Origin of the sequence: Salinispora tropica CNB-440 (assembly GCF_000016425.1) — a bacterium.
In the GTDB taxonomy this organism is placed as follows: Bacteria; Actinomycetota; Actinomycetes; order Mycobacteriales; family Micromonosporaceae; genus Micromonospora; species Micromonospora tropica.
In genome coordinates this window covers 3632137-3656920 of sequence record NC_009380.1, presented here as the reverse complement: position 1 = coordinate 3656920, position 24784 = coordinate 3632137, and the positions used below count along the sequence as shown (strand labels likewise).

At 71.0% G+C, this 24784-nt stretch carries 19 protein-coding genes; 14 read left to right on the top strand and 5 right to left on the bottom strand.

The features are described 5' to 3' along the window. The first annotated feature begins 6 nt into the window (after positions 1 to 6). Together yczR and STROP_RS15945 are read left to right on the top strand one after the other, a co-directional pair. Positions 7 to 1464, top strand: coding sequence for a MocR-like transcription factor YczR (gene yczR / locus STROP_RS15950; protein ID WP_012014395.1), 1458 nt, complete (start codon positions 7 to 9; stop codon positions 1462 to 1464). 59 nt (positions 1465 to 1523) lie between these two features. Further along, positions 1524 to 2831 (top strand): low temperature requirement protein A, encoded by a 1308-nt coding sequence (locus STROP_RS15945; protein WP_012014394.1) that lies wholly within the window; start codon positions 1524 to 1526, stop codon positions 2829 to 2831. 99 nt (positions 2832 to 2930) lie between these two features. Here STROP_RS15945 and STROP_RS15940 read toward each other — a convergent pair whose 3' ends face one another. Next, entirely contained in the window at positions 2931 to 3560 is a 630-nt protein-coding gene (locus tag STROP_RS15940) for a TIGR03085 family metal-binding protein (protein WP_012014393.1), read from the bottom strand. A gap of 130 nt (positions 3561 to 3690) precedes the next feature. On the opposite strand from STROP_RS15940, the gene STROP_RS15935 reads away from it, so the two are divergent. Next, positions 3691 to 5568, top strand: a complete 1878-nt coding sequence (locus STROP_RS15935) for an ABC transporter ATP-binding protein (RefSeq protein ID WP_012014392.1) — start codon at positions 3691 to 3693, stop codon at positions 5566 to 5568. Positions 5569 to 5688: 120 nt separating this feature from the next. Next, positions 5689 to 7458, top strand: coding sequence for an ABC transporter ATP-binding protein (locus tag STROP_RS15930; RefSeq protein WP_012014391.1), 1770 nt, complete (start codon positions 5689 to 5691; stop codon positions 7456 to 7458). Here STROP_RS15930 and STROP_RS15925 read toward each other — a convergent pair. Genes STROP_RS15925 through STROP_RS15915 form a run of 3 tightly spaced genes read right to left on the bottom strand, consistent with a single transcriptional unit; the run spans position 7428 to position 9588 of the window. Next, the gene (locus tag STROP_RS15925; RefSeq protein ID WP_012014390.1) at positions 7428 to 8075 is read right to left on the bottom strand and encodes a TetR/AcrR family transcriptional regulator; all 648 of its coding nucleotides are present in this window, start codon (positions 8073 to 8075) and stop codon (positions 7428 to 7430) included. The genes STROP_RS15930 and STROP_RS15925 overlap by 31 nt on opposite strands. 23 nt (positions 8076 to 8098) lie before the next feature. Then, complete coding sequence (locus tag STROP_RS15920; RefSeq protein WP_012014389.1) at positions 8099 to 8854, bottom strand: ABC transporter permease; 756 nt, start codon at positions 8852 to 8854, stop codon at positions 8099 to 8101. Further along, entirely contained in the window at positions 8851 to 9588 is a 738-nt protein-coding gene (locus STROP_RS15915; protein WP_012014388.1) for an ABC transporter ATP-binding protein, read from the bottom strand. The genes STROP_RS15920 and STROP_RS15915 overlap by 4 nt, the downstream gene beginning before the upstream one ends. A gap of 122 nt (positions 9589 to 9710) precedes the next feature. Here STROP_RS15915 and hisI point away from each other — a divergent pair, with 122 nt between their 5' ends. The 3 genes from hisI to STROP_RS15900 are packed head-to-tail and all read left to right on the top strand — an operon-like array spanning position 9711 to position 12264. After that, positions 9711 to 10151, top strand: coding sequence for a phosphoribosyl-AMP cyclohydrolase (gene hisI / locus STROP_RS15910; RefSeq protein ID WP_012014387.1), 441 nt, complete (start codon positions 9711 to 9713; stop codon positions 10149 to 10151). Next, positions 10148 to 11701: an anthranilate synthase component I gene (locus STROP_RS15905; protein WP_012014386.1), complete on the top strand. Its 1554-nt coding sequence runs from the start codon at positions 10148 to 10150 to the stop codon at positions 11699 to 11701. The genes hisI and STROP_RS15905 overlap by 4 nt, the downstream gene beginning before the upstream one ends. After that, positions 11698 to 12264, top strand: a complete 567-nt coding sequence (locus STROP_RS15900; protein WP_018830539.1) for a Trp biosynthesis-associated membrane protein — start codon at positions 11698 to 11700, stop codon at positions 12262 to 12264. The genes STROP_RS15905 and STROP_RS15900 overlap by 4 nt, the downstream gene beginning before the upstream one ends. A 100-nt stretch (positions 12265 to 12364) precedes the next feature. Here STROP_RS15900 and STROP_RS15895 read toward each other — a convergent pair whose 3' ends face one another. Further along, complete coding sequence (locus STROP_RS15895; protein ID WP_012014384.1) at positions 12365 to 12598, bottom strand: hypothetical protein; 234 nt, start codon at positions 12596 to 12598, stop codon at positions 12365 to 12367. Positions 12599 to 13066: 468 nt separating this feature from the next. Between STROP_RS15895 and trpC the strand changes: the two genes are divergently transcribed. The 7 genes from trpC (at position 13067) to STROP_RS15860 (ending at position 24766) form a co-directional block, all read left to right on the top strand. After that, complete coding sequence (trpC, locus tag STROP_RS15890; protein ID WP_028567615.1) at positions 13067 to 13870, top strand: indole-3-glycerol phosphate synthase TrpC; 804 nt, start codon at positions 13067 to 13069, stop codon at positions 13868 to 13870. 35 nt (positions 13871 to 13905) lie between these two features. Continuing rightward, the gene (trpB, locus tag STROP_RS15885; protein ID WP_012014382.1) at positions 13906 to 15138 is read left to right on the top strand and encodes a tryptophan synthase subunit beta; all 1233 of its coding nucleotides are present in this window, start codon (positions 13906 to 13908) and stop codon (positions 15136 to 15138) included. Positions 15139 to 15142: 4 nt separating this feature from the next. Further along, complete coding sequence (trpA, locus tag STROP_RS15880) at positions 15143 to 15946, top strand: tryptophan synthase subunit alpha (protein ID WP_012014381.1); 804 nt, start codon at positions 15143 to 15145, stop codon at positions 15944 to 15946. A gap of 106 nt (positions 15947 to 16052) precedes the next feature. Next, the gene (gene lgt, locus STROP_RS15875; protein WP_043535423.1) at positions 16053 to 17150 is read left to right on the top strand and encodes a prolipoprotein diacylglyceryl transferase; all 1098 of its coding nucleotides are present in this window, start codon (positions 16053 to 16055) and stop codon (positions 17148 to 17150) included. 14 nt (positions 17151 to 17164) lie between these two features. Continuing rightward, entirely contained in the window at positions 17165 to 18352 is a 1188-nt protein-coding gene (locus STROP_RS15870) for an FAD-dependent oxidoreductase (RefSeq protein ID WP_012014379.1), read from the top strand. Positions 18353 to 18546: 194 nt separating this feature from the next. Continuing rightward, the gene (gene gltB, locus STROP_RS15865; RefSeq protein WP_012014378.1) at positions 18547 to 23268 is read left to right on the top strand and encodes a glutamate synthase large subunit; all 4722 of its coding nucleotides are present in this window, start codon (positions 18547 to 18549) and stop codon (positions 23266 to 23268) included. Then, complete coding sequence (locus STROP_RS15860) at positions 23261 to 24766, top strand: glutamate synthase subunit beta (RefSeq protein ID WP_012014377.1); 1506 nt, start codon at positions 23261 to 23263, stop codon at positions 24764 to 24766. The genes gltB and STROP_RS15860 overlap by 8 nt, the downstream gene beginning before the upstream one ends. The last annotated feature ends 18 nt before the right edge of the window (positions 24767 to 24784 follow it).

Below are 24784 nucleotides of genomic sequence, written 5' to 3'. Positions count from 1 at the left end.
GCCCCCATGACGAGTCAAATACGCGGAAACCAATTGGCCCGGCTGCTCGGCCAGTGGCATGCGCTCCCCGGTCGTCGGCGCAGCCCCGACTATGCGGCGCTGGCCGCCGCCATCCGGGGGCTGCTCGCCGACGGGCGGCTTCCGCTGGGCGCCCGCCTGCCGGCCGAGCGGGAGCTGGCGGAGTCGCTGCGGATCAGCCGGACCACGGTCACCGCGGCCTATCGGGAGCTTCGCGACAGTGGCCACCTCGCCAGCCGGCGAGGTGCCGGCAGCTGGACCATGCTCCCCGGCAACCATCGGGTGGCGGGGAGCGGCCTCTGGACCCCGCTCGAGGACCGCGAGATGCTTGATCTTGGAGTCGCGGCCCTGGCCGCCCCGCCCGAGCTGCTGCCCGCTGCCCAGGCCGCCGCCGCGGACCTACCCAGCTACCTGGGTGGGGCGGGCTACCACCCCACCGGTATCAGCGAACTGCGGGAGGCCATCGCCCGCACGTACGACGAACGGGGCCTACCCACCTCACCCGAGCAGATCATGGTCACCAATGGCACCCAGCACGCCCTGGACCTGGTGCTCCGCCTCACCCACAGTCCGGGCAGCAGCGTCCTGGTGGAGGCGCCCAGCTATCCGAACGCCCTGGCCGCGCTGCATGGCCGGCGGGCCCGCATCAGCACCCACGGCCTCGCCCCGGATGCCCCCGGTTGGGACGCTGACCTCCTGCTCGGCGCCCTCCGTCAGGGGCGACCCAAACTGGCCTACCTGATCCCCGACTTTCAGAACCCGACCGGCCACCTGATGTCGGCCCAGCTGCGGGAACGGCTGGTCGCCACCGCGCACGCCGTCGGCGCCGACCTGGTGGTCGACGAGTCGTTCGTGGACCTCTCCCTGGATGGCAGGGTGATGCCCCCGCCCACGGCCAGCTTCGATCGGCACTCCCGGGTGCTCACCGTCGGGGGGATGAGCAAGGCGTACTGGGGTGGGTTGCGGATCGGCTGGATCCGCGCCTCCGCGCCACAGGTGCAGCGGCTCGCCGCCGTCCGGGTCGGGGTGGACATGGCGAGTCCGGTGCTGGACCAGCTGGTCGCCGTCCACCTACTGGCACAGGGTCCGGCGATCGTGGCGGCCCGGCGGGGACAGCTCACCGCCCAGCGGGACGCGTTGCTCGGTGCCCTCGCCGAGCGCCTGCCCGAGTGGCGGGTGACCGTGCCGCACGGTGGAGTCACCCTCTGGGCGGAGCTCGACGGCCCGATCTCCAGCGCGCTCGCCCGAGCTGCCGAGCAGGTGGGCGTACGCCTTGCCCCCGGCCCTCGGTTCGGTCTGGACGGGACGCTGGAGCGCTTCCTGCGGTTGCCGTTCACCCTGCCCGGCGCCGATTTGGTGGAGGCGGTCGACCGGATCGCCGCCGTCCGGTACGACCTGGACCGCGTCGGCCGGCCGCAGTGGTCGGAGCCGGCGGTCATCGCCTGAATCACGTAGGGCCCGCGGAAGCGGCCCGCGACGGCCGGACCGATTGGGAGACTGGCCGGGTGGAGCGTGAGAACCGGATCCGCTGGTCGCCGGCGGTTCAACCGGGCGCGCCCGGTTCCCGGACCACGCGCCTCGAGCTCTTCTACGATCTGGTCTTCGTATTCGCGTTCCTCAACGTCACCGAGCTGGCCGCCGCCGACCTCAGCTTGCCCGTTCTCCTGCGGTGCCTGCTGGCGCTGGCGCTGCTCTGGTGGTGCTGGGTGGGCTTCGCCGCCCTCGGCAACGTGATCCGCGTTGACCAGGGCAGCGTCCCGCTGGTCGGATTCGTCACCACGGCCGCGGTCTTCGTGCTCGCGCTGAGTATCCCGTCGGCGTTCGTGGAGGTACCCGAGGGCTTGGCCGGTCCGCTCGTCTTCGCCGCCTGCTACTTCCTCGTGCGGGTGCTCCAGGTGGGTGTCTTCGGCTGGGTGGCGCGGTCAAACCCCAAACTGCGTCGGCGCTGGCTGCTGCTGCTCGCGCCGCCGGTGACCGCCACCGCCCTGTTGGTCGCCGCCGCGTTGGTGCCGCAGCACCTCGTCGAGGGGGACGCCGAGCGGCTGCTTCGGCTCACGTTGTGGATTGCCGCGATCGGTGTCGAGTACGGTGCGGGCCTGGGCGTGCGGGGGACGGTGACCTCCGCCGCGCACTGGGCAGAGCGGTACGGCTTGATCGTGTTGATCGCCTTGGGAGAGTCGATCATTTCGCTGGGGCTCGGACCGAACCTGGCCGCCGACAGCCTGCCGTTGACCGCGCCGGTCGTGATGGCCGCGGTGGTGGGCATCGCCGTTATCGCCGTGCTGTGGTGGGCGTATTTCGACAGCCTCGCGGTCGGTATGGAGCACGCCCTGTACCGGACCCGGGATCCGGATGCGCGCCGCATGCTCGCCCGTTACGCCTACACCTATCTACACCTGCCGTTGGTGGCGGGGATCATCCTGTTCGCCCTGGCTCTGAAGCGGCTGTTGCATGACCTGGCGGATCCGCGGACGCCGGCATGGGGGCTGCCACTGCCGGTCATTGAGGCGTTGAGCCTCTACGGCGGTGTGATCATCTTTCTGGTCACCCTGATCGCGTTGGGCGCTGTGGCGCCCCGCAAACTCCGCTGGCCGCCGGTCACCGCGGTCGCGCTGCTCCTCCCACTGATTCCGCTGTCCCACCGGCTGCCGGGTCTGCTCGCCCTGGTGTTGCTGTCGGCGGTGTGCCTGTTGCTGTTGATCGTGCAGTACGTCGTGGACGCGCCACACCGGCATCAGATCCGCGGGACGGCGCTGCGGGAACAGCTGGCCATCGAGGCCAAGCAGGACGAGTGGCGCGGCCGGAATCTGTGATCAGCCCCACATCGTCAGCCCAGACGGCGGGGTGTTCCCGCCGTCTGGGCTGACGCAGGTAGGGCCGGTCGGGTGGAACTCCTCGCCGGGGCGAGCGGGTCACAGCCCCAACCGGGCGTCGCGCAGCCGGTCGGCCAGTCCCGGCGGGCCGTCGATCTGCACCCGCGCCGCCCGTTGTCGCCCGCTTAGGAAGAGCACCAGCTCGCTGGGCGCACCCACCATCCGGAGCTGCTCGTCGCCCCGACCGGCCGATCGCTGCCCGTACCCCGGGGCTTGGACCAGCACCTCGGCCGGGAAACGGCGCAGCGCCATCCGGGCCAGCGCCGCCGCCCGGCGCCACAGCGCCTGTTGCAGCCCCGCCGGCAGGTCGCGGGGCTGCCAGTCGGCCTGTGCCCGGCGAACGTCCTCGTGATGGATGAAGAACTCCATCGTGTTGGCCGCCTCGTCGAGCAGCGGATTGCTGATCGGGCTCCACACCGGCGGCCGACGTACCTGGTCAACCAGGCTCTCCCAGGGGCGGGCGGCGAGTTGTCGACGGACCCGCTCGGCGTACTCGCGCAGCGGCGGCAGCAGGATCCCGCCAGCGGCGTCCGGGCGGCGTTCTCGCAGCACCAGGTGGGCGGCGAGATCCCGGGTGGTCCAACCCGTGTTGAGTGTTGGTGCCTCCGGTCCCAACGTCTGCATAAGGTCGACGAGCGTCTCCCGCTCCGACCGGGCGTACTGCGGCATGCCCTGATGGTAGGCCCATCACGTCTGGCTCCGTCGGTTGCACCGCACCGGGGTGGTCGTCCGAGTCGGCGGACCTGGCTCCAGCAGGTAAGGATGGTAGAGATAATGACAACTTACGGCGGGGGAGAACGTGGCGAGCGGGACGAGTCGGGACGTGCTCTGGCGAGGGCTGGTCGTCCTTGGCCGGGCGATTCGGGAACAACCCAGGATCTTCGCGGTCGCGGCGAGCTCCAGTGTGCTCTTCGGGCTGCTGATCGTCGCCAGCGCGTACGTGGTGGGCGCGGTGGTCGGCGACGTTGTTGTTCCGGCGATCGCCGAGGGTTCGGTGCCCACGGCTGCGCTTGCCCTGGCCGCCGCCGCGTTACTCGGGCTCAGCATTCTGCGGGTGGTCGGCATCCTCGGCCGCCGACTCGGGGCCGGCTACATGCAGTTTCGTCTCCAGGCCGCCTATCGTCGTCGGGTCACCCGCCGCTACCTTGACCTACCGCTGTCCTGGCATCAGCGCAACGCCACCGGCACTCTGCTGTCCAACGCGAACTCCGATGTCGAGGCCGCGTGGCACCCGGTAGCACCGTTGCCCTTCGCCGTGGGCACGCTGGTGATGCTGGTCGGTGCGGTGGTCTCGCTCTTTGTCACCGACTGGGCGCTCGCCCTGGTCGGGCTGGGTGTCTTCCCGGCGCTCTTTGCCCTCAACGTCGTCTACTCCCGCCGGATGGCGCCCCGGCAGGCCCGTGCCCAGCGGCTGCGGGCCGAGGTCAGCGGTATCGCCCACGAGAGCTTCGACGGCGCGCTGGTGGTCAAGACGATGGGCCGGGAGGCGCAGGAGACCGAGCGGTTCGCCGCACGCGCCCGCGAACTGCGGGACGCGCTGGTGTCCGTGGGGCGGCTGCGCGGCGTCTTCGATCCCATGCTGGAGACCCTGCCCGGCCTCGGGACGCTCGCCGTGCTGGTGGTCGGCACCCTCCGGTTGCGGCAGGGTGCGATCAGCGTGGCCGAACTGGTCAGCGTCGCGTATCTCTTCACCGTGCTGGCGTTCCCGATTCGTGCGATCGGCTGGGTCCTGGCCGAGCTGCCGCGCAGCGTCGCCGGCTGGGAACGGGTCCGGCAGGTACTCGACGCCACCGGCGAGATGTCGTACGGCCCGATGACGCTTGACCCCGCCGACGCCGGTCCGGTAACACTCACCTTCCGTGACGTCCACTTCGCATACGAGCCGGCCGAGGCGCACCTGCCGGGTGCCGAAGTACTGGGTGAGGTCGGTTTCACCGTGCCGGCGGGGCGGACGGTCGCCCTGGTCGGGCCGACCGGCGCAGGGAAGTCCACCATTACCTCGCTCGCTGTGCGGCTGGTTGATCCGCGTGCGGGTGTCGTCGAGGTCGACGGGGTGGACGTACGCGACCTCTCCGCGGACTCGCTGGCTCGGACCGTTGCGCTCGTCGCGCAGGTGCCGTTCGTCTTTGACGATTCGGTGCGGGCGAACATCACCCTGGACCGGCCTGGCCTCGGTGATTCGCAGGTCTGGGCGGCGCTGCGGTTGGCGGGTGCGGACGGCTTCGTCGCCGCTCTCCCGGAGGGCCTGGATACCCGGGTCGGGGAGCGGGGCACATCGCTGTCCGGGGGGCAGCGGCAGCGGCTGACCCTGGCCCGAGCCCTCGTCGGTCGGCCGCGTCTGTTGGTGCTGGATGACGCGACCAGCGCGGTTGATCCGCGAGTGGAGGCCGCGATCCTGGCCGGGCTACGCGCTGCGGAGCCGGGGAGAGCGCCGACGTCGATCCTCGTGGTCGCCTACCGGCGGGCGACCATCGCCCTCGCCGACGAGGTGGTGTACCTGGAACACGGGCGGGTGGTGGCCCGGGGTACGCACACCGACCTGCTCGCCACCGTGCCCGGCTACGCCGATCTGGTCACCGCCTACGAGCAGGCCGAGGTGGAGCAGGCCCAGCAGCAGGGGTACGACGAGGTCGCGCCGCCGCTGGCGACCGGCCTCGAACTGGAGGTGGACCGCTGAGCGCGAGGAGTGGCCTGCGAGCCCCGCAGTCGCGAGTTGGAGGTGGACCGCTGAGCGCGAGGAGTGAGCCTGCGAGCCCCGCAGTCGCGAGTTGGAGGTGGACACGTGAGTAGGAGCACCATGGCGCCGGAGGCGACGGCTGAGGAGTCGACCTGGCGGACGCTGCGGCGGGGCTTGGCGCTCTCTCCGGAGTTGCGGGTCGGGTTGGCGGGCACGCTCGGCCTGGCGCTGGTCTATATGGTTGGTCGGGCGGCCGTGCCGGTGGCGGTGCAGCAGGGCATCGACAACGGCATCGCCGGCGGTCTCCGCCTGGATGTGGTCTGGACGGTGGTGACCGTCACCGCGGCGGTGCTCGTGGTGACCACCACCTGTGGCTACCTGATGATGCGGCGGTTGTTCACGGTCAGCGAGACCGCCCTCTCCAACGTGCGGGTTCGCGCCTTCCGACACGTCCACGACCTGTCGATGCTGCACCAGCAGTCCGAACGGCGTGGGTCGTTGGTGTCCCGGGTGACCAGCGATGTCGACCAGATCACCCAGTTCCTCCAGTGGGGCGGTGTGATCCTGCTGATCAACATAGGTCAGCTGGTGGTCACCACGGCCGTCATGCTCGCGTACTCCTGGCAGCTGACCCTGGTGGTGTACGCGGCGTTCGGCCCGGCGGTGTTCGTGATCCGGTTGCTTCAGCGGCGGCTCGCCGGCGCGTACGGGGTGGTGCGGCAGCGCACCGGCACGCTGCTCGGTGCGATCGCCGAGAGCGTGGTGGGCGCACCGGTGATTCGGGCGTACGGGATTTCCGGGCGCACCGCACGCCGGCTCGACGAGGCGATCGACAACCAGCGGCAGGCCCAGCAGCGGGCTATCCGGATCAGCATCCTGGGTAGCTCGGTCGGTGAGATCGCCGCCGGGTTGGCGCTGGCCGGCGTGGTGGTGCTGGGCGTGCTGCTCGGCGCTGACCGTACGTTGAGCATCGGTGAGGTGACCGCGTTCCTGTTCCTGGTGACCCTCTTCGTGCAGCCGGTGCAGATCGCCACCGAGGTGCTCAACGAGGCGCAGAACGCGATCGCCGGCTGGCGACGGGTACTCGACGTGTTGGATGTTGCGCCGGATGTCGCGGACCCCGGCGAGTCGGGGCGGGAGCTCCCGCCGGGTCCGTTGGATATCCGCTTCGTCGCGGTGGGTTTTGCCTACCCGGGCGGCGCACCGGTGCTACACGACATCTCGGTGGAGATTCCGGCGAAGAGCCGGGTGGCGGTGGTCGGCGAGACCGGCAGCGGGAAGACGACGTTCGCGAAGCTGCTCACCCGGCTGATGGATCCGACCGAGGGCGACGTGCTGCTCTCCGGGATGCCGTTGCGGGAGGTGCGTTTCGGCGCGCTTCGTTCGCGGGTGGTGATGGTCCCACAGGACGGGTTCCTCTTCGACGCCACCGTCGCGGAAAATGTCCGTTTCGCCCGGCCGGATCTCACCGACGAGCAGCTCACTGCCACCTTCGTGGAGTTGGGGTTGGCGGACTGGCTGGACGGCCTCCCGGCGGGCCTGGACACCGCGGTGGGGGAGCGCGGTGAGGCGTTGAGTGTGGGCGAGCGGCAGCTGGTCGCGCTCGCCCGGGCGTACGTCGCTGACCCGGATCTGCTGGTGCTCGACGAGGCCACCAGCGCGGTCGATCCGGCAACCGAGCTGCGCCTGCAACGCACCCTGGACACGGTGACCCGCGGCCGGACAACGCTCGCCATCGCGCACCGGCTCTCCACGGCGCAGGCCGCCGACGAGGTGATCGTGGTGGACCGAGGGCGGATCGTGCAGCGGGGTGCGCACGAGGAGCTGGTCCGCGACGCCGAGTCGGTGTATGGGCAGCTCTACGCCTCGTGGCTGGAGCAGACCCGGTGACCGCGGCTGGGCGGGCCGACCTGTCCGTCCAGCGGGGCGGTGAGATAGCGCTGCATGGTGGGCCCGACCGAGTCGACGAGTGTCTCGGGGGCAGCGGTGGCGATCGGCTCGAGCCGGATCACGTAGCGCGCCATCGCCAGGCCGAAGAGTTGGCTGGCCACCAGCGATCCGCGTAGCGGTGCCTGCGCCGGGTCCACCTCGAGGTGGTCGAGGACCCGGCGCAGCACCTGCGTGGTGAGGAACTCGCGCAGCAGCCGAGCGGTCCACTCGTTGCTGACCGCCGAGCGCAGCAGCGCCACCGCGGAGGTGCCGGCGGGGGAGTCCCAGATGCCGAGGAAGGCGCGGATCAGTCGCTCCCCGATCTGGTCCGGGTCCCCGGCGAGTACCGTCCGCAGCACCTCGGCCGGATCGGCCGGTGCGTTCATCGCGGCGAGGAAGAGCGTGTTCTTGCTGCCGAAGTAGTGGTGTACCAGCGCTGGGTCCACGCCGGCGGTGGCGGCGATGGCGCGGATGGAGGCTTTGTCGAAGCCCCGCTCGGCGAACGTGGTCCGGGCTGCCGCCAGGATCGTTGCCCGGGTGTCCGGGTTGCCAGGTCGCCGTCCGGTCCGCCGTACCATCGTCACCCTTCGTCGTACCCGGGTCAGCCGCTGCGTCGTCGCAGGGTGGCGGCGGCGAGCACCAACGCCAGCACCGTGGCGCCGCCCACGATCGCAAGGTCGCGCCACATCGTTACGGTCGGTTCGGTGCTCGAGCCGACTTCCTGTAACGCCTCGACCGAGTAGGACAGGGGCAGGACATCGCTGACCGCCTGGAGCCAGCCGGCCATCTCGTCACGGGGGACGAAGAGCCCGCAGAGGAGCAGCTGCGGGGCGACCACGACCGGCATGAACTGTACGGCCTGGAACTCGGTCCGGGCGAAGGCGCTACAGAAGAGCCCGAGCGCGACGGCGAGCACGGCGTTGACCGCCGCGATCAGGATGACCAGACCGCTGCTACCGGCGGTGTCGAGATCGAACAGCCAGTAGGCCACCGCGGCCGCGACCGCCGCCTGCACCACGGCGGCCAGGCCGAACGCGATGCCGTACCCGAAGAGCAGGTCGAGTTTGCCCAAGGGGGTGGTGAGTAGTCGTTCCAGCGTGCCACTGGTGCGTTCCCGCAGCATGGCGATGCTGGTCACCAGGAACATGATGATGAAGGGGAAGAACCCCAGCAGCACCAGCGCGATCCGATCGAACGGCGCCGGCTGGCCTGGTGGTGTCGGCTGGTCAACGTACATGTAGTAGACCACCGCGAGAAGCGCCGCGGGCACGACCACGAGTAGCGCGACCGTACGCCGGTCATGGCGCAGTTGGCGCAGGATGCGGCCGGTGGTGGCCACGAGGATTCGGGGATTCACGATGTCTCCCGCCCGGCCGTACCGCTCTCGCTTTCCTGGATCATTCGCAGGAACGCCTCCTCCAGGTCGTCCACGCCGGTCGCCGCGCGTACCGCCGCTGGTGTGTCGTCCGCGATCAGTCGCCCCTCGCGAATCAGCAGGAGCCGGTCGCAGCGGGCGGCCTCGTCCATCACGTGGCTGGAGATGAGCAGGGTGGTGCCGGCCGCGGCCATCGCGTGGAACCGGGCCCAGAGCTCAGCCCGCAGCACGGGATCCTGACCGACGGTCGGTTCGTCGAGCACGAGCAGCTCGGGATCGCCGACCAGCGCGCAGGCCAGCGAGGCGCGGCTGCGCTGGCCGCCGGAGAGGGTGGCGACCAGCTGGCCGGCGGCTGCACGCAGCCCGACGTCGGTCACGGCCCGGTCCGCCTCGGCGGTGCCCCGCCCCTGTAGGGCGGCGAAGTAGCGGGCGTTCTCCTGGACGGTCAGGTCGGCGTAGATGCTTGGTGCCTGGGTCAGGTAGCCGACGCGGCGGCGTAGCTGTGGGGCGCCGGCCGGGTGGCCCAGGACGGTGACCGTGCCGGCGGTGACGACCTGCACCCCGACCAGCGCCCGTAGGAGGGTGGTCTTTCCGCTGCCGCTCGGCCCGAGTAGGCCGGTCACCGTCCCTGACGGAACGGTGGCGTCGATTCCGTGTAGTACCCGTCGCCCGCCCCGGTCGACAACCAGGTCACGAATGACGATGGCGTCCTGCACCCGTGCACCTCCGTGGTAGGTCACTCGCCTGATGAACTCAACGGTAGGTGAAATTCCGGTGGGTGAGCAAGGCGCACGGGTGCCCCATCACCCGCCCGTCCGGTATCGGAGAATGGGTGACTATGCCCGTACCTGACGCGCCGTCGCCCGGCGCCCTGCCCGGCTCCGACCCGAGCGGCGGTCCGGCCCGGCCGTCCCACCTGGACCCGGCCATCGCCGCGCGCCTGCGCCGTACGTCCGATGGGCTCCTCGCCGCGGTGGTCCGCCAGTACGGCTCCACCGAGGTGTTGATGCTCGCCTGGATGGACGACGAGGCGCTACACCGGACGCTGACCACCGGCCGGGCCACCTACTGGTCCCGCAGCCGCGGTGAGTACTGGGTCAAGGGCGCGACCTCCGGACATCATCAGTACGTCCGCGCCGTCGCCCTCGACTGTGACGGAGACGCCCTGCTGGTCGACGTCGACCAGGTCGGCCCGGCGTGTCATACCGGTCGGCGAACCTGCTTCCACAACAACCTGCCGGTCACCGGCGTGTCCGGCGAACGGCAGGCCCGGTCATGACCGACGGCACCGTCCGTCCGGACGCGACGACCTTCGCCGAACAGGCCGCCGGGCGGCGGGTCGTGCCGGTCACCCGGCGGCTGCTCGCCGACGCGGAGACGCCGGTCGGTGTCTACCGCAAGCTGGCCGGTGGTCCGGGCAGCTTCCTCCTCGAATCCGCCGAGCAGGGCGTCGGTTCAACCGGCATGACCTGGTCCCGGTACTCCTTCATCGGTGTCCGTAGCGCGGCCACCCTGACCGAACGCGACGGCGTCGCGGTGTGGACGGGTCAGCCGCCGGCGGGGCTACCCGCCGGCGGCGACCCGGTCGCGGTGCTTCGGGACACCGTCGCCGCCCTCGCCGGCCCACCTCCCGATGACACCGTCGGGCTGCCGCCGCTGACCGGCGGCATGGTCGGCTACCTCGGGTACGACCTGGTCCGGCACTTCGAGCGGCTGCCCGAGCGCACCGAGGACGACCTCGGCCTGCCCGCGCTGGGGATGATGCTCGCCACTGATCTGGTGGTGCTCGACCACTACGACGGCTCGGCGCTCCTGGTGGCCAACGCCGTCCTGCCGCCGCCGGAGGCGCCGGATCGGGCGGTGGCGGTCACCGCGGCGTACCACCACGCGGTCGGACGGCTGGACGCGATGACCGCCGCGCTGTCCCGGCCGATTCCGCCGATGGCCTCCACCGTTGGCCGGGCGCCCGTCGGTGACGTGCTCTGCCGTACGCCCGCGGGCGGTTACCAGACGGCGGTGCTGGCGGCCAAGGAGGCGATCCGTGCCGGTGAGTGCTTCCAGATCGTGCTTGCACAGCGCTTTGAACGGGAGACCGACGCCGACCCGCTCGATGTGTACCGGGTGTTGCGGACCACCAACCCCAGCCCGTACATGTACCTGCTGCGCTTCGACGGCTTCGACATCGTCGGCTCGTCTCCCGAGGCGCACCTGAAGGTGTCCACCGAGGCGGACGGGCAGCGGCGTGCCCTGCTGCATCCGATCGCCGGCACCCGGCCGCGTGGCGGCTCACCGGAGGCCGACGCCCAGCTCGCCGCCGAGCTGCTCGCCGACCCCAAGGAACGCTCGGAGCACGTGATGCTGGTGGACCTTGGCCGCAACGATCTGGGGCGGGTCTGCCGACCCGGCACGGTCGAGGTACCCGAGTTCGCCATGATCGAGCGGTACAGCCACGTGATGCACATCGTCTCCACGGTGGTCGGCGCGCTCGCCGAGGACCGCACCGCCTTTGACGCGCTCGTCGCGACCTTCCCGGCGGGCACCCTCTCCGGAGCCCCCAAGGTGCGGGCGATGGAGTTGATCGAAGAGTTGGAGCCGGTACGGCGTGGGCTCTACGGCGGCACCGTGGGCTACTTCGGTTTCGGCGGTGACCTCGACATGGCGATCGCGATCCGTACCGCACTGATCCAGCGCGGGCGTGCCTACGTGCAGGCCGGCGCGGGCGTAGTGGCGGATTCGGACCCGGCCGCCGAGGAGCAGGAGACGCGGAACAAGGCTGCCGCCGTGCTGGCTGCTGTCGCCGCGGCCGAGACCCTGCGTGCGGCCCGGTGAGCGCCCGGGATGAGGTAAGCCCGGAACGGCACCAGGCCGGCCGGCGGGAACTGGTCTACGCCATGCTTCTCGGGGTAGCCGGAGCGGGTTTGTCGATGTGGGCGGTGACCCGGGCCTGGGTGGTCGAGCTGGCGCCCCGCCCCGCCCCGTTGCCACCGCTCCGTGCTGCCCGCACCGGTGCGGAGCTGCTTCCCTGGCTGCCCGCACTGGCCCTGGTCGCGCTCGCCGGATGGGGCGCGGTGCTGGCCACCCGGGGGCGGGTACGGCGGCTTCTGGGCGGCGTGCTGACCGGGCTTGCCGTGGCGTTGGCGGCTGGTGGCGGATATGGCCTGCTCGCGGGGTTCACCGGCGCGGTCAGTCGGCAGTGGCCGCTGCTCTGCCTGCTCGGCGGTGGGTGCGCCGCGGCTGCCGGCGTGCTGACCGCGGCCCGGGGAGACCGATGGTCGGTGATGGGCGCTCGGTACGAGCGGTCGGCGGGGCCGGCGACCGGCCCGGCGCAGGGCCGGAGTGCCCGCGACGCGTGGGACGCGTTGGATCGGGGTGCGGATCCGACGGAAGACTGATGCCGCCACCCGGGAGGGAGTCGCGTCCGCAGGTAGCCGCCGAGGCGCCGCTGGCCGCGGTCTCGCCCGCCGACTCAGCCCGTCGAGTCAGCCCGCCGACTCAGCTCGTCGGCCGTGAGTCGCGGTTCGTGGTGAGTTCGGCGACGATTCGATCCAACTCAGCCCGCTGGTCGGCGCGGGCCCGGTCGGCGCAGACGGCCTCCCACGCGTTGCCCCGTGCGGTGCGCATCTGCGCCTCGCCGACCACGGCGCGTTCGAGAGTGTGCACCACGCCGGCGGCGAGCGACGCGACCGTACGGGAGATGGTGGTGAGGCCGTTGCTCTCAGTGCTCATGATCAATCCCGAAGATCGTTTGGGTGGCGCGGGCGGGTACCGGGTCGAGTCTGCCCGAGGGGAATGCTCGTCGACTCACGTTTCGCCGGGGTATCCGCCGGGTCAACTCTGCCTCCGCGGCGCTGGCCTGGGAAGAGTCCTCTGGCCTTGAGCTTGCTCACAGCGCCGTCCCGGGCTCCCGGTCGACGCCCAGCTCGCCGGATAGCATGACGTCGATGCCGAGGATGGCTGTGGGCGATGATTGTCGGCCTCGATCGGCGACCGGGAGGTGATGGCTGTGTGTGAGCTCGCCTTCACTGGAGGTTGGGCATTATGCCGCAAGCCGATTCGTGAGAAGCGCCATACCCCCGGCGGGCTGCATCGGGTACGCCGCCTAGCATCGGCCCATGACGCCCGGAGAGGGGAGCGTTGGTGACTGCGGAGCATGCGCACGCGGAGGGGAGCGACGCCGGTTCGGCGAAGCCCAGCGTGCTCGATGAGATTCTGGCCGGAGTACGCGAGGATGTGGCTCGGCGGCAGGAGCAGGTCCCGCTGGAGCGCATTCGAGAGCTGGCTGCCGCGGCCCCGCCACCGCTGGACGCGTACGCGGCCCTGCGTCGGCCCGGCGTGGCGGTGGTCGCCGAGGTGAAGCGTTCCTCGCCGTCCAAGGGGCAGCTGGCCGAGATCGCCGACCCGTCCGATCTGGCCAGCGACTACGCCGCCGGTGGTGCCCGGGCGATCAGCGTGCTCACCGAGGGGCGCTGGTTCGGTGGTTCGCTGGATGATCTCGCTGCCGTCCGTGCCGCGGTTGATGTTCCGGTCCTGCGGAAGGACTTCGTGGTCTCCAGCTACCAGGTACACGAGGCGCGGGCGCACGGCGCCGATCTGGTGCTGCTGATCGTGGCGGCGTTGGAGCAGAAGGTGTTGGTCGGCTTGCTTGAGCGAATCGAGTCGCTGGGCATGACCGCGTTGGTCGAGGTGCACGACGAGGAGGAGGCGGACCGGGCGTTGGAGGCGGGTGCCCAGGTGATCGGGGTCAACGCTCGCGACCTGCGTACGCTGGAGGTCGACCGTTCGGTCTTCGAACGGATCGCGCCCGGCCTGCCCAGCAGCGTCGTCAAGATCGCTGAGTCGGGAGTGCGCGGGCCTCACGACCTCATCCGGTACGCGTCGGCCGGTGCCGACGCGGTTTTGGTCGGCGAGGGCCTGGTTACCCAGAAGAGTCCCCGTGAGGCGGTGGCCGAGTTGGTCAACGCCGGTAACCACCCGGCGACACCCCGTCCGGTGCGCTGAGCGCGCACCGGGCGGTTAGAACGAAGGGAGTCGCGATGAGCGTCCACACGCCCGCTGTTACCGCCCATTATCCGGACGCCACCGGCCATTTCGGCCGTTTCGGCGGCCGGTTCGTCCCCGAGGCCCTGGTGGCCGCGTTGGACGAGCTCGACGACGCCTGGCGTACCGCGATGGGGGACGAGCCGTTCCAGACCGAGTTCGCCGCCCTGCTTCGCGACTACGCCGGCGCCCCCTCGTTGCTCTACACCGCCCGGCGCCTCTCCGCCAAGATTGGCGCCCAGGTGCTGTTGAAGCGGGAGGACCTCAACCACACCGGGGCGCACAAGGTGCGCAACGTGCTCGGCCAGGCGTTGTTGACGAAGCGGATGGGCAAGCGGCGCGTCATCGCCGAGACTGGCGCCGGTCAGCACGGGGTGGCCACCGCCACCGCTGCCGCCCTGTTCGATCTCGAGTGTGTGGTCTACATGGGTGAGGTGGACACCCAACGGCAGGCGCTGAACGTGGCGCGCATGCGGATGCTGGGCGCCACCGTGGTGCCGGTCACCACCGGGTCACGCACCCTCAAGGACGCGATGAACGAGGCGATGCGGGACTGGGTTGCCAACGTCGACAGCACCCACTACCTGATCGGTACGGCCGCCGGCCCGCACCCCTTCCCCGCCCTGGTCCGCGACTTCGTCCGCGGCATCGGCGACGAGGCCCGCCAGCAGTGTCTTGACCTGGTCGGTGCGCTGCCCGACGCGGTCACCGCCTGCGTCGGCGGCGGCTCCAACGCGCTCGGTGTCTTCCACGCCTTCGTCGACGACCCGAGCGTGCGCCTGTACGGCTTCGAAGCCGGCGGGGACGGGCCGGCGACCGGTCGGCACGCGGCCAGCATCACTGGTGGCACTTCGGGGGTGCTGCACGGGACCCGGACCTACGTGCTTCAGGACGCCGACGGTCAGACCATCGAGTCGCACTCGATCTCGGCCGGATTGGACTACCCGGGGGTCGGGCCGGAACATGCCTGGCTGCACGACACGGGCCGGGCGACGTACCGGCCGGTGACCGACGCCGACGCGATGGCCGCCTTCGAACTGCTCTGCCGGACCGAGGGCATCATCCCCGCGATCGAGAGTTCGCATGCGCTGGCCGGCACGGTCGCGATCGCCCCGGAACTCGCCGCCGAGTTGGGCCGGGAGCCGGTCGTGGTGGTCAACCTCTCCGGCCGTGGCGACAAGGACGTGCACACCGCCGGGGGGTACTTCGGCGTCCTTGACAAGGAGTGACAGCGTGAGTCGCATCGGGGTCGCGTTCGACCAGGCTCGGGCCGAGGGCCGAGCCGTCCTGGTCGGCTGTATGCCCGCCGGGTTCCCGACCGTCGAGGGCAGCATCGCCGCGATGACCGCCATGGTCGAGGCGGGCGTGGACGTCATCGAGGTGGAGATTCCGTACTCTGATCCGGTGATGGACGGTCCGGTCATCCAACGGGCCAGTGATGTCGCCCTGGCCGGCGGTGTCCGAGTCGCCGACACGCTGCGCATCGTCGAGGCGGTCGCCGCCACCGGCGCGCCCGTGGTGACGATGACCTACTGGAACCCGGTCGAGCAGTACGGCGTTGACGCCTTCGCCCGGGATCTCGCCGCAGCGGGCGGCACCGGGCTGATCACGCCCGACCTGATTCCCGACGAGGCGCAGGAGTGGCTGGCCGCCTCCGACGCGTACGGGCTGGACCGGACCTTCCTCGTCTCGCCCTCCTCCACTGACGCTCGGCTGCACATGACCGTCGAGCAGTGCCGGGGGTTCGTGTACGCGACTACGATCATGGGAGTCACGGGGGCCCGTGCGCAGGCCTCGGCGGCGGCTCCGGTGCTGGTGTCCCGCGTCCGGGCGGTCACCGACCTGCCGGTCGGCGTTGGCCTCGGGATCGGCACCGGAGAGCAGGCCAGTACGGCTTCCTCGTTCGCTGACGGTGTCATCGTCGGCAGTGCCCTCATCCGCCGCCTGCTCGATGCTCCGAATCTGCCGGCGGGCCTGACCGCCCTGCGTGAGCTGAGCGCCGAACTCGCCGCTGGCGTCCGGACTCCGGCCCCCTGACGCGCCCCCGGTCACCTACCGGCCCGGCGGTCTCCGGAGGGGAACGCCACCGGCCGTCCGGGCCGGGGTGCCACGGCGGGGCCGATCGGCGGTAGCCTGTTCACCCGTGACCCTCGCCTCGCAGACCCCTTTGGCGGCCCTGCCCAGTCCGACCACCGCGGTGTGGCAGCTGGGCCCGGTGCCGATTCGTGCATACGCGCTTTGCATTCTCGTCGGCATCGTGGTGGCCTGCTGGGTCACCGAGCGGCGCCTGCGCCAGCGTGGGGTGGCGCCGGGGGCGGTGCTCGACATCGCCGTGTGGGCGGTGCCGGCGGGCATCATCGGTGCCCGGATCTACCACGTGATCTCCTCACCAGAGAAGTACTTCGGCACCGGTGGAGAGCCGCTGAAGGTGTTCGCCATCTGGGAGGGGGGGCTCGGTATCTGGGGTGCCGTGGCCGGTGGCGCGCTTGGTGCGTGGTATGCCGCCCGTCAGCTCGGTATTCCGTTCGCCGTGGTGGCGGATGCTCTCGCCCCGGGACTGCCGCTGGCCCAGGCGATTGGGCGGCTCGGCAACTGGTTCAACAACGAGCTCTACGGCGGGCGCACCACTCTGCCCTGGGGCCTGGAGATCCACCGGATGGACCCGGAGACGGGCCAGGCCCTGCGCGACGACGCCGGGAAGCCCATCCTCGAGGCGGGTCTCTACCATCCGACCTTCGCCTACGAGGCGCTGTGGAACCTGGGTGTGGCCGCCCTCGTCTTCCTCCTCGACCGGCGGCTGAAGCTGGGCCGTGGCCGAGCCTTCGCGCTCTACGTGCTGGGCTACACGGCCGGCCGGTTCTGGATCGAGATGATCCGCACCGACGAGGCGAACACGATCCTCGGCGTACGGCTGAACGTCTGGACCGCGGCGGTGGTCTTCCTCGCTGCGTTGATCTACTTCGTGCGGGTACGCGGACCGCGCGAGTACCTGATCCCGATCCGTGCGGTGCCGACCTCCGCCCCCGAGTCTGACGTGTCGCAGGTCGATCTCACTGCTCGCGAGGCGAACGCCCAGCCGGCGGCGCCGGAGGGCTATCAGGTCGTCGGCGAGGAGCAGTTCCGGCACTGGCAGGAGACGGGCGAGGCCCCGCCCGGGCCGGAGAGCGGGAGTTCCGGTGACGACCGGCCCGCCGACCAGCCGGTGGATGCCACCCGGCCTGTCGACCATCGCGACAGCTGAGCGAGGAGGGCCGCATGCGTAGCGCGGTCGTGGTCGGCGCCGGTGTCGGCGGCCTTGCGGTCGCGGGCGCGTTGGCGCGCTCCGGCTGGCAGGTCACGCTGGTTGAGGGAGCTGACCGGATTCGTCCGGAACCCACCGCGGTGGTGCTCTGGCCCAACGGGGTGCGTGCACTGCGCGCCCTCGGCCTCGGGGCCGGGCTCGACGCGATCGCCACGCCGTTGGCGAGCAGCGGGGTGCGCCGGCCCGACGGCCACCAGTTGGTGCGGCCCCGCCCGGTCGCGGCGGACCGAAGCCCGGTGGTGGTGCACCAGGAGGACCTGCACGATGCGCTGATCGCCGGGCTGGGCGACGGCGTCGAGCTGCGGACCGGCGTGACCCTCCGTTCCATTCGCGCGGAGTCGGGCGCCCGCCCGTCGGTCGGTGACGGCCGGTATACCTACGAGGCGGACCTGGTGGTTGCTGCCGATGGCATCGACAGCGTGGCTCGCGCGCAGCTCGCACCGGAGGCGGCGGTGGTCAGCTGTGGCTCGGCCGCGTGGCGGGCGGTGATCCCGTGGTACCGGGCGCCCCAACTCCCCGCCGACCTGCCGCCGACCGGGGAGATCCTCGGTGCCGGGTACCGCTTCATCTACGTGTCGCTGGGCGAACGGGGTTCCTCCGGGGCTTCCAGCCGCGGCGGGATCTACTGGGTGGCCACCGCCGCCGGTGCGCCCCGGCCAGAGTCGCCGGAGATCCAGCTCTCCCTGCTGCGTCGCTGGTACACCGGCTGGCCCGCACCGATCGCCGACCTGCTCGACGCCACCGACCCGGCAGACCTGGTCCAGCAGGAGATCCGCGAGCTGCGTCCGTTGCCCCGCACGTACGGCTTCCCCACCGGTCCCGGTGGGGCGGTGCTGCTCGGTGACGCCGCACACGCCATGCCCCCGCACCTGGGGCAGGGGGCCTGCCTCGCCTTCGAGGACGCCGCCACCCTGGCCGCGCTGCTCCGCGAGTCCCGGTTGCCGGACGCGGTCGTCGCCTACGACCGGATCCGACGGCCCCGGGTGGCGGCGACGGTCCGGCAGACCCGACGGATGTCGGCGGTGCTCCAGGCCCGTGGTCGTCTCGCGCTCCGCGCCCGCGACGCTGTCCTCGGCGCCCTCACCCCCCGACTGCTGGGCAGCGCCGGCACGACCGCCGACCAGTGGCGCCCCCCGTCCTGACCGCCTCCGGGGTGCCATCCGGCGGGGAGCCGGCCGAGGCGGTGCGGGCCCGAGAGAGTGCCTTCTCACACTCTGGAAGGTGTGATCAATCTGCACTGGCCTTGTGTGGCCCCCCCTAACGTAGACTCAAATGACCCTTGAGGGCCGACGTCGTCCCGACCAAGATTCAGCCTGAGTGACGACAGGAGGCCCGGGTGGCCGTTCCGTACCCGCACCGCATCCCGCAGCAGGTTCCGCACCCCGGCCCGAACGGGTCCACAGCCGGGCTCTACGACCCCGCGTACGAACGTGACGCGTGCGGGGTGGCGTTCGTGGCGGACCTGCGTGGCCGGCGGTCGCACGGGGTGGTGGCGAACGGGCTCGCCGCTCTGCGCCGGCTGGACCATCGGGGTGCCCGGGGCGCGGAGCCGAACACCGGCGACGGCGCGGGAATCCTGATCCAGGTGCCGGACGCGCTGCTGCGTGCGGTGGTGGACTTCCCGCTGCCCCCGATCGGCGAGTACGCGACCGGCCTGGTCTTTCTGCCCGATGACGACGAGGCCGAGCTTCGAGCCCGTCGGGTGGTGGAGAAGTACGCGTTGGTCGAGGGAGCCGACCTGCTTGGGTGGCGGGACGTGCCGGTGGACCCGGCTGGCCTGGGCGCGACGGCGCATGCGGCGATGCCCCGGGTCCGGCAGATCTTCGTCACCGCGCACCGGCTTACCGACTCGACGACGGGCCCGGCTGGTTCCCGGTTGACCGGCCTCGAGCTGGAGCGAGTGGCGTACTGCGTCCGGAGGCAGGCCGAGCGGGAGTCGGCGGAGCGCGGCGTGCCGGCATACTTTCCGTCGCTGTCCGGCCGCACGATGGTCTGGAAGGGCATGCTCACACCGGACCAGCTGCCGGAGTTCTACCCGGAGCTGACCGACGAGCGGATGTGCAGCGCCATCGCGCTGGTGCACTCCCGCTTCTCCACGAACACGTTCCCGTCCTGGCCCCTGGCGCACCCGTTCCGGTTTATCGCCCACAACGGCGAGATCAACACCATCCGGGGCAACCGGAACTGGATGCAGGCGAGGGAGTCGATGCTCGCCGGTGGAGCCGGTGCGGCACTGCCGGGCAACATTCGTCGGATTTTCCCGGTCTGCACGCCGGGCGTGTCCGACTCGGCCAACTTTGACGAGGTCCTGGAGTTGCTGCACCTGGCGGGGCGAAGCCTGCCGCACGCGGTGTTGATGATGATTCCGGAGGCCTGGGAGAACGACCCGGACATGCCCGCCGACCAACGGGCCTTCTACCGGTTCCACGCCAGCCTGATGGAGCCCTGGGACGGGCCGGCCTCGGTGGCGTTCACCGACGGCGAGATTGTCGGGGCGGTGCTGGATCGCAACGGCCTGCGTCCCGGCCGCTGGTGGCAGACCTCCGACGGGCTGGTCGTGCTCGGCAGCGAGGCGGGCGTGCTGGACCTGGATCCGGCCACCGTGGTTGCCAAGGGGCGCCTGCAGCCCGGGCGGATGTTCCTGGTGGACACCGTGGGCGGCCGGATCGTGCACGACGACGAGATCAAGGCCGAGCTGGCGGCGGCCCAACCGTACGAGGAGTGGCTCCACGCCGGCCTCATCGAGCTGACCGACCTGCCGGCCCGGGAGCACATCGTCTACACCCATGACTCGGTACGCCGCCGGCAACAGGCGTTCGGCTACACCGAGGAGGAGCTGAAGATTCTCCTCGCGCCGATGGCGCGAGTCGGAGCCGAGCCGATTGGCTCGATGGGCACGGACACCCCGATCTCCCCGCTGTCCACCCGACCCCGGTTGCTCTACGACTACTTCCACCAGCTCTTCGCCCAGGTTACGAACCCGCCGCTGGATGCCATCCGAGAGGAGTTGGTGACCAGCCTCCAGTCCACGGTCGGGCCGGAGGGCAACCTGCTCGACCCGGGTCCGGCGAGCTGCCGGCAGCTCGAGCTCCCCTATCCGGTGATCGACAACGACGAGCTGGCAAAGATCCTCTCGATCGACGAGGACGGGAACCTCCCCGGATTCAAGGCGGTCCGGGTCTCCGGCCTGTACCGGATCCGGGAGGGCGGCGCGGGCATTCGGGCGCGGCTGACCGAGATCTGTCGGCACGTCTCCGAGGCCATCGAGGATGGCGTGCGCATCCTCGTCCTCTCGGATCGGGACTCCAACGCCAACCTCGCCCCAATCCCGTCGCTGCTGCTGACCGCGGCGGTGCACCAGCATCTGGTTCGGGAACAGACCCGAACCCAGGTGTCGCTGATCGTGGAGTCCGGCGACTGCCGGGAGGTCCACCACGCGGCCGTGCTGGTCGGGTACGGCGCGGTGGCGGTCAACCCGTACCTGGCGTTCGAGTCGGTGGAGGACATGATCTCGACCGGCGCGCTGGTCGGCGTCGAGCCGGGCACCGCGGTTCGCAACTACGTCAGGGCGCTCGGCAAGGGCGTTTTGAAGATCATGTCCAAGATGGGTATCTCGACCGTGTCGTCGTACTGCGGTGCCCAGGTCTTCGAGGCGGTTGGGCTGGACAGCCAACTGATCGAGCGGTATTTCCGGGGCACGCCCAGCAAGATCGGCGGGATTGACCTGGACGGGATTCACGTCGAGGTCGCTGCTCGACACGCCCTCGCCTGGCCGGCGCCGGGGGCGGCGACGAGCGACCGACTGGATGTTGGTGGCGAGTACCAGTGGCGGCGCGAGGGCGAGCTGCACCTGTTCAACCCGGAGACCGTCTTCCTGCTCCAGCACGCCACCCGCAGCCGGCAGTACGACGTGTTCCGGGCGTACACCTCGAAGGTTGACGCCCTGGCCGCCCAGGGGGGCGCGCTGCGGGGGCGGTTCGCGCTGCGCACCGGAGTGCGCCCGCCGGTGCCGATCGAGGAGGTCGAGCCGGCCAGCGAGATCGTTCGGCGCTTCGCTACCGGCGCCATGTCTTACGGGTCGATCTCGGTGGAGGCGCACGAGACCCTCGCGGTCGCGATGAATCGGCTCGGCGGCAAGTCCAACACCGGCGAGGGGGGCGAAGACGTCCAGCGGCTGTACGATCCGACCCGTCGTTCGGCGGTCAAGCAGATCGCCAGCGGCCGGTTCGGGGTCACCACCGAGTACCTGGTGAACGCCGATGACCTGCAGATCAAGATGGCACAGGGTGCCAAGCCCGGTGAGGGCGGCCAACTTCCCGGGAACAAGGTCTGGCCGTGGATCGCCCGGACTCGTCACGCCACCCCCGGGGTCGGCCTGATCTCCCCGCCACCACACCACGACATCTACTCCATCGAGGACCTGGCCCAGCTCGTTCATGACCTCAAGTGCGTCAACCCGGCGGCGCGGGTGCACGTCAAGCTGGTCAGCGAGGTCGGGGTGGGCACGGTGGCGGCGGGCGTGGCGAAGCTGAAGGCCGATGTCATCCTCATCTCCGGGCATGACGGCGGCACCGGCGCGTCCCCGCTGAACTCGCTCAAGCACGCGGGCACCCCGTGGGAGCTGGGCCTGGCCGAGGCGCAGCAGACGCTGCTGCTCAACAAGCTCCGTGACCGGGTCACCGTGCAGGTTGACGGCCAGCTCAAGACCGGTCGGGACGTGCTGGTCGCGGCCCTGCTCGGCGCGGAGGAGTTCGGCTTCGCCACCGCCCCGCTGATCGTCGAGGGCTGCGTGATGATGCGGGTCTGTCATCTGGACACCTGCCCGGTCGGCATCGCCACCCAGAACCCGGTGCTGCGCGAGCGGTTCACTGGCCGGCCGGAGTTCGTGGAGAACTTCTTCCTCTTCCTCGCCGAGGAGGTTCGTGGGTACCTCGCCGAGCTGGGTCTGCGCTCGATCGACGAGGCGATCGGCCGGACCGAACTGCTCGATGTCGCCCCCGCGGTCGATCACTGGAAGGCGGTCGGCATCGACCTGAGCCCCGTCCTGCGCCTGCCGGAGCTACCCGAGGAGACCGCCCGGCGGGGCGTCCGCGCCCAGGACCACGGTCTTGGGCTGGCGTTGGACAACGAGCTGATCGCGCTCGCCGAGCCGGCGTTGCGCGCCGGGTCCCGGGTACGGACACAGCTGTCGGTGCGCAACGAGCACCGCAGCGTCGGCGCGATGCTCGGGGGTGAGGTGGTCCGTCGCCACGGCGGGGCCGGCCTGCCCACCGACACGATCGAGTTTGACCTGCACGGCACCGTCGGGCAGTCGTTCGGTGCGTTCCTGCCATCCGGTGTCACCCTGCGCCTGCACGGCGACGCCAACGACTACGTCGGCAAGGGCCTCTCCGGTGGGCGGCTGGTGCTTCGCCCGGATCGGGCCTCGCCCTTTGTCAACGTGGAGACCATGCCGGGCCGGCGGGCGGAGGATCAGATCATCGCCGGCAACACCATCCTCTACGGCGCCACGGCAGGTGAGGTCTTCCTCCGCGGTCGGGTGGGGGAGCGGTTCGCGGTACGCAACTCCGGGGCGGCAGCTGTCGTCGAGGGCGTCGGCGACCACGGCTGCGAGTACATGACCGGCGGCACCATCGTAGTGCTGGGGCCGACGGGGCGGAACTTCGCGGCCGGGATGTCCGGTGGGACCGCGTTCGTGTGGCGGTTGGATCGCCGGCGGGTCAACACGGAGTTGGTGGACCTGACGCCCCTGAGTGAGCAGGAGCAGGCGACCCTCTACGACCTGGTCCAGCGGCACTTCACCGAGACCGACTCGGCGGTCGCCGAGGACTTGCTCAAACGCTGGTCGGAGGCGGTGGAGGAGTTCACCGCCGTGGTGCCCCGAGACTATCGCCGGGTGCTGGAGATCATGCGGGCTGCCGAAGCCGCCGGCTACGACGTGGACGACGCGGTGATGAGTGCCCTGGCGGCGCCGGCAACGCAGCCCACGTCGTCCGGACCGTCCACGCCGGTGTCGCCCGTCTCGCAGATGGCCGCCCAGGAGGTAGCTCGTGCCTGACTCGTTTGGTTTCCTGCGTTACGACCGGCAACTGCCCGCCCGCCGGCCCGTGCCGGTGCGGATCATGGACTGGCGTGAGGTCTACCCACCGGCGGGTGAACAGCTGATCCGGGAGCAGGCCACTCGCTGCATGGACTGCGGTATTCCGTTCTGCCACGATGGCTGCCCGCTGGGCAATCGCATCCCGGACTGGAATGACCTGGTCCGTACCGGTGGCTGGGATGCCGCGGTGGAGACGCTGCACGCCACCAACAACTTTCCGGAGTTCACCGGTCGGCTCTGCCCGGCACCCTGCGAGGCGGCCTGTGTACTCGGTCTCGGCGGCCAGCAGCCGGTCACGATCAAACAGGTCGAGGTGGCGATCGCTGATGCTGCCGTAGCCCACGGCGGGCTGCGGCCCCGGTCGGTGCCGCGCGCCAGCGGCAGGTCGGTGGCGGTGGTCGGCTCCGGGCCCGCCGGGCTCGCCGCTGCGCAGCAACTGGTCCGGGCCGGGCACGCGGTCACCGTGTACGAGCGGGACGACGCCCTCGGTGGCCTGCTGCGGTACGGCATCCCGGACTTCAAGCTGGAGAAGCATCACATCGACCGGCGGCTGGCGCAGCTCGCCGCCGAGGGAGTGCGTTTCCGGACCGGGGTGGAGGTCGGTGTCGAGGTAACCGCCGAGCAGCTGCGGGCCGAGCACGACGCGGTGCTGCTCGCCTGCGGCGCCCTCGCCAGCCGGGACACGCCAGCAACCCCCGGCCGATCGCTACGCGGGATTCACCAGGCGATGGGGCACCTCGTCGCGGCCAACCGGGTGGTCGCCGCCGCGGAGGCCAACCCTCCGGCCGCCGCGGTGTTGCCGGACGGTACGCCGATCGACGCGGCCGGCCGGAACGTCGTCATCATCGGTGGCGGAGACACCGGCGCGGACTGCCTCGGCGTCGCACACCGACAGGGTGCCACCGCGGTGTACCAGCTTGACCTCTATCCGCAGCCGTCCCAGGCGCGGGACGAGGCGCGGGATCCGTGGCCGACCTGGCCGTGGATCCTGCGGGAGTACCCGGCACACGAGGAGGGCGGGGAGCGGATCTTCGCCGTCGCCGTGCAGGAGTTCGTGGACGACGGCAGCGGCGCGGTGCGGGCGGTCCGCATCGCCGAGGTGACGGTCGAGAAGAGCGCCGGTCGGCGAGTCGTCACCCCGGTGCCGGGCACCGAGCGGGAGCTGCCGGCCGATCTGGTGCTGCTGGCGATCGGTTTCGACGGCACGGAGCCGCAGCCGCTGCTTGAGCAGCTCGGGGTGTCCCGCAACGAACGGGGCGCGGTGGACGCCCGTTCGGACTGGCAGACCGACGTGGACGGCGTCTTCGTCGCCGGAGACATGCACCGGGGTGCGTCGTTGATCGTGTGGGCGATCGCCGAGGGCCGGGCTGCTGCTGCCGCCATCCACTCGTACCTGGATGGGCGGGGTTCGCTACCGGCGCCGGTGGAACCGGGTGCCCGGCCGCTGGCCGTCTGAGGGGTGTGGCAGCCGTGG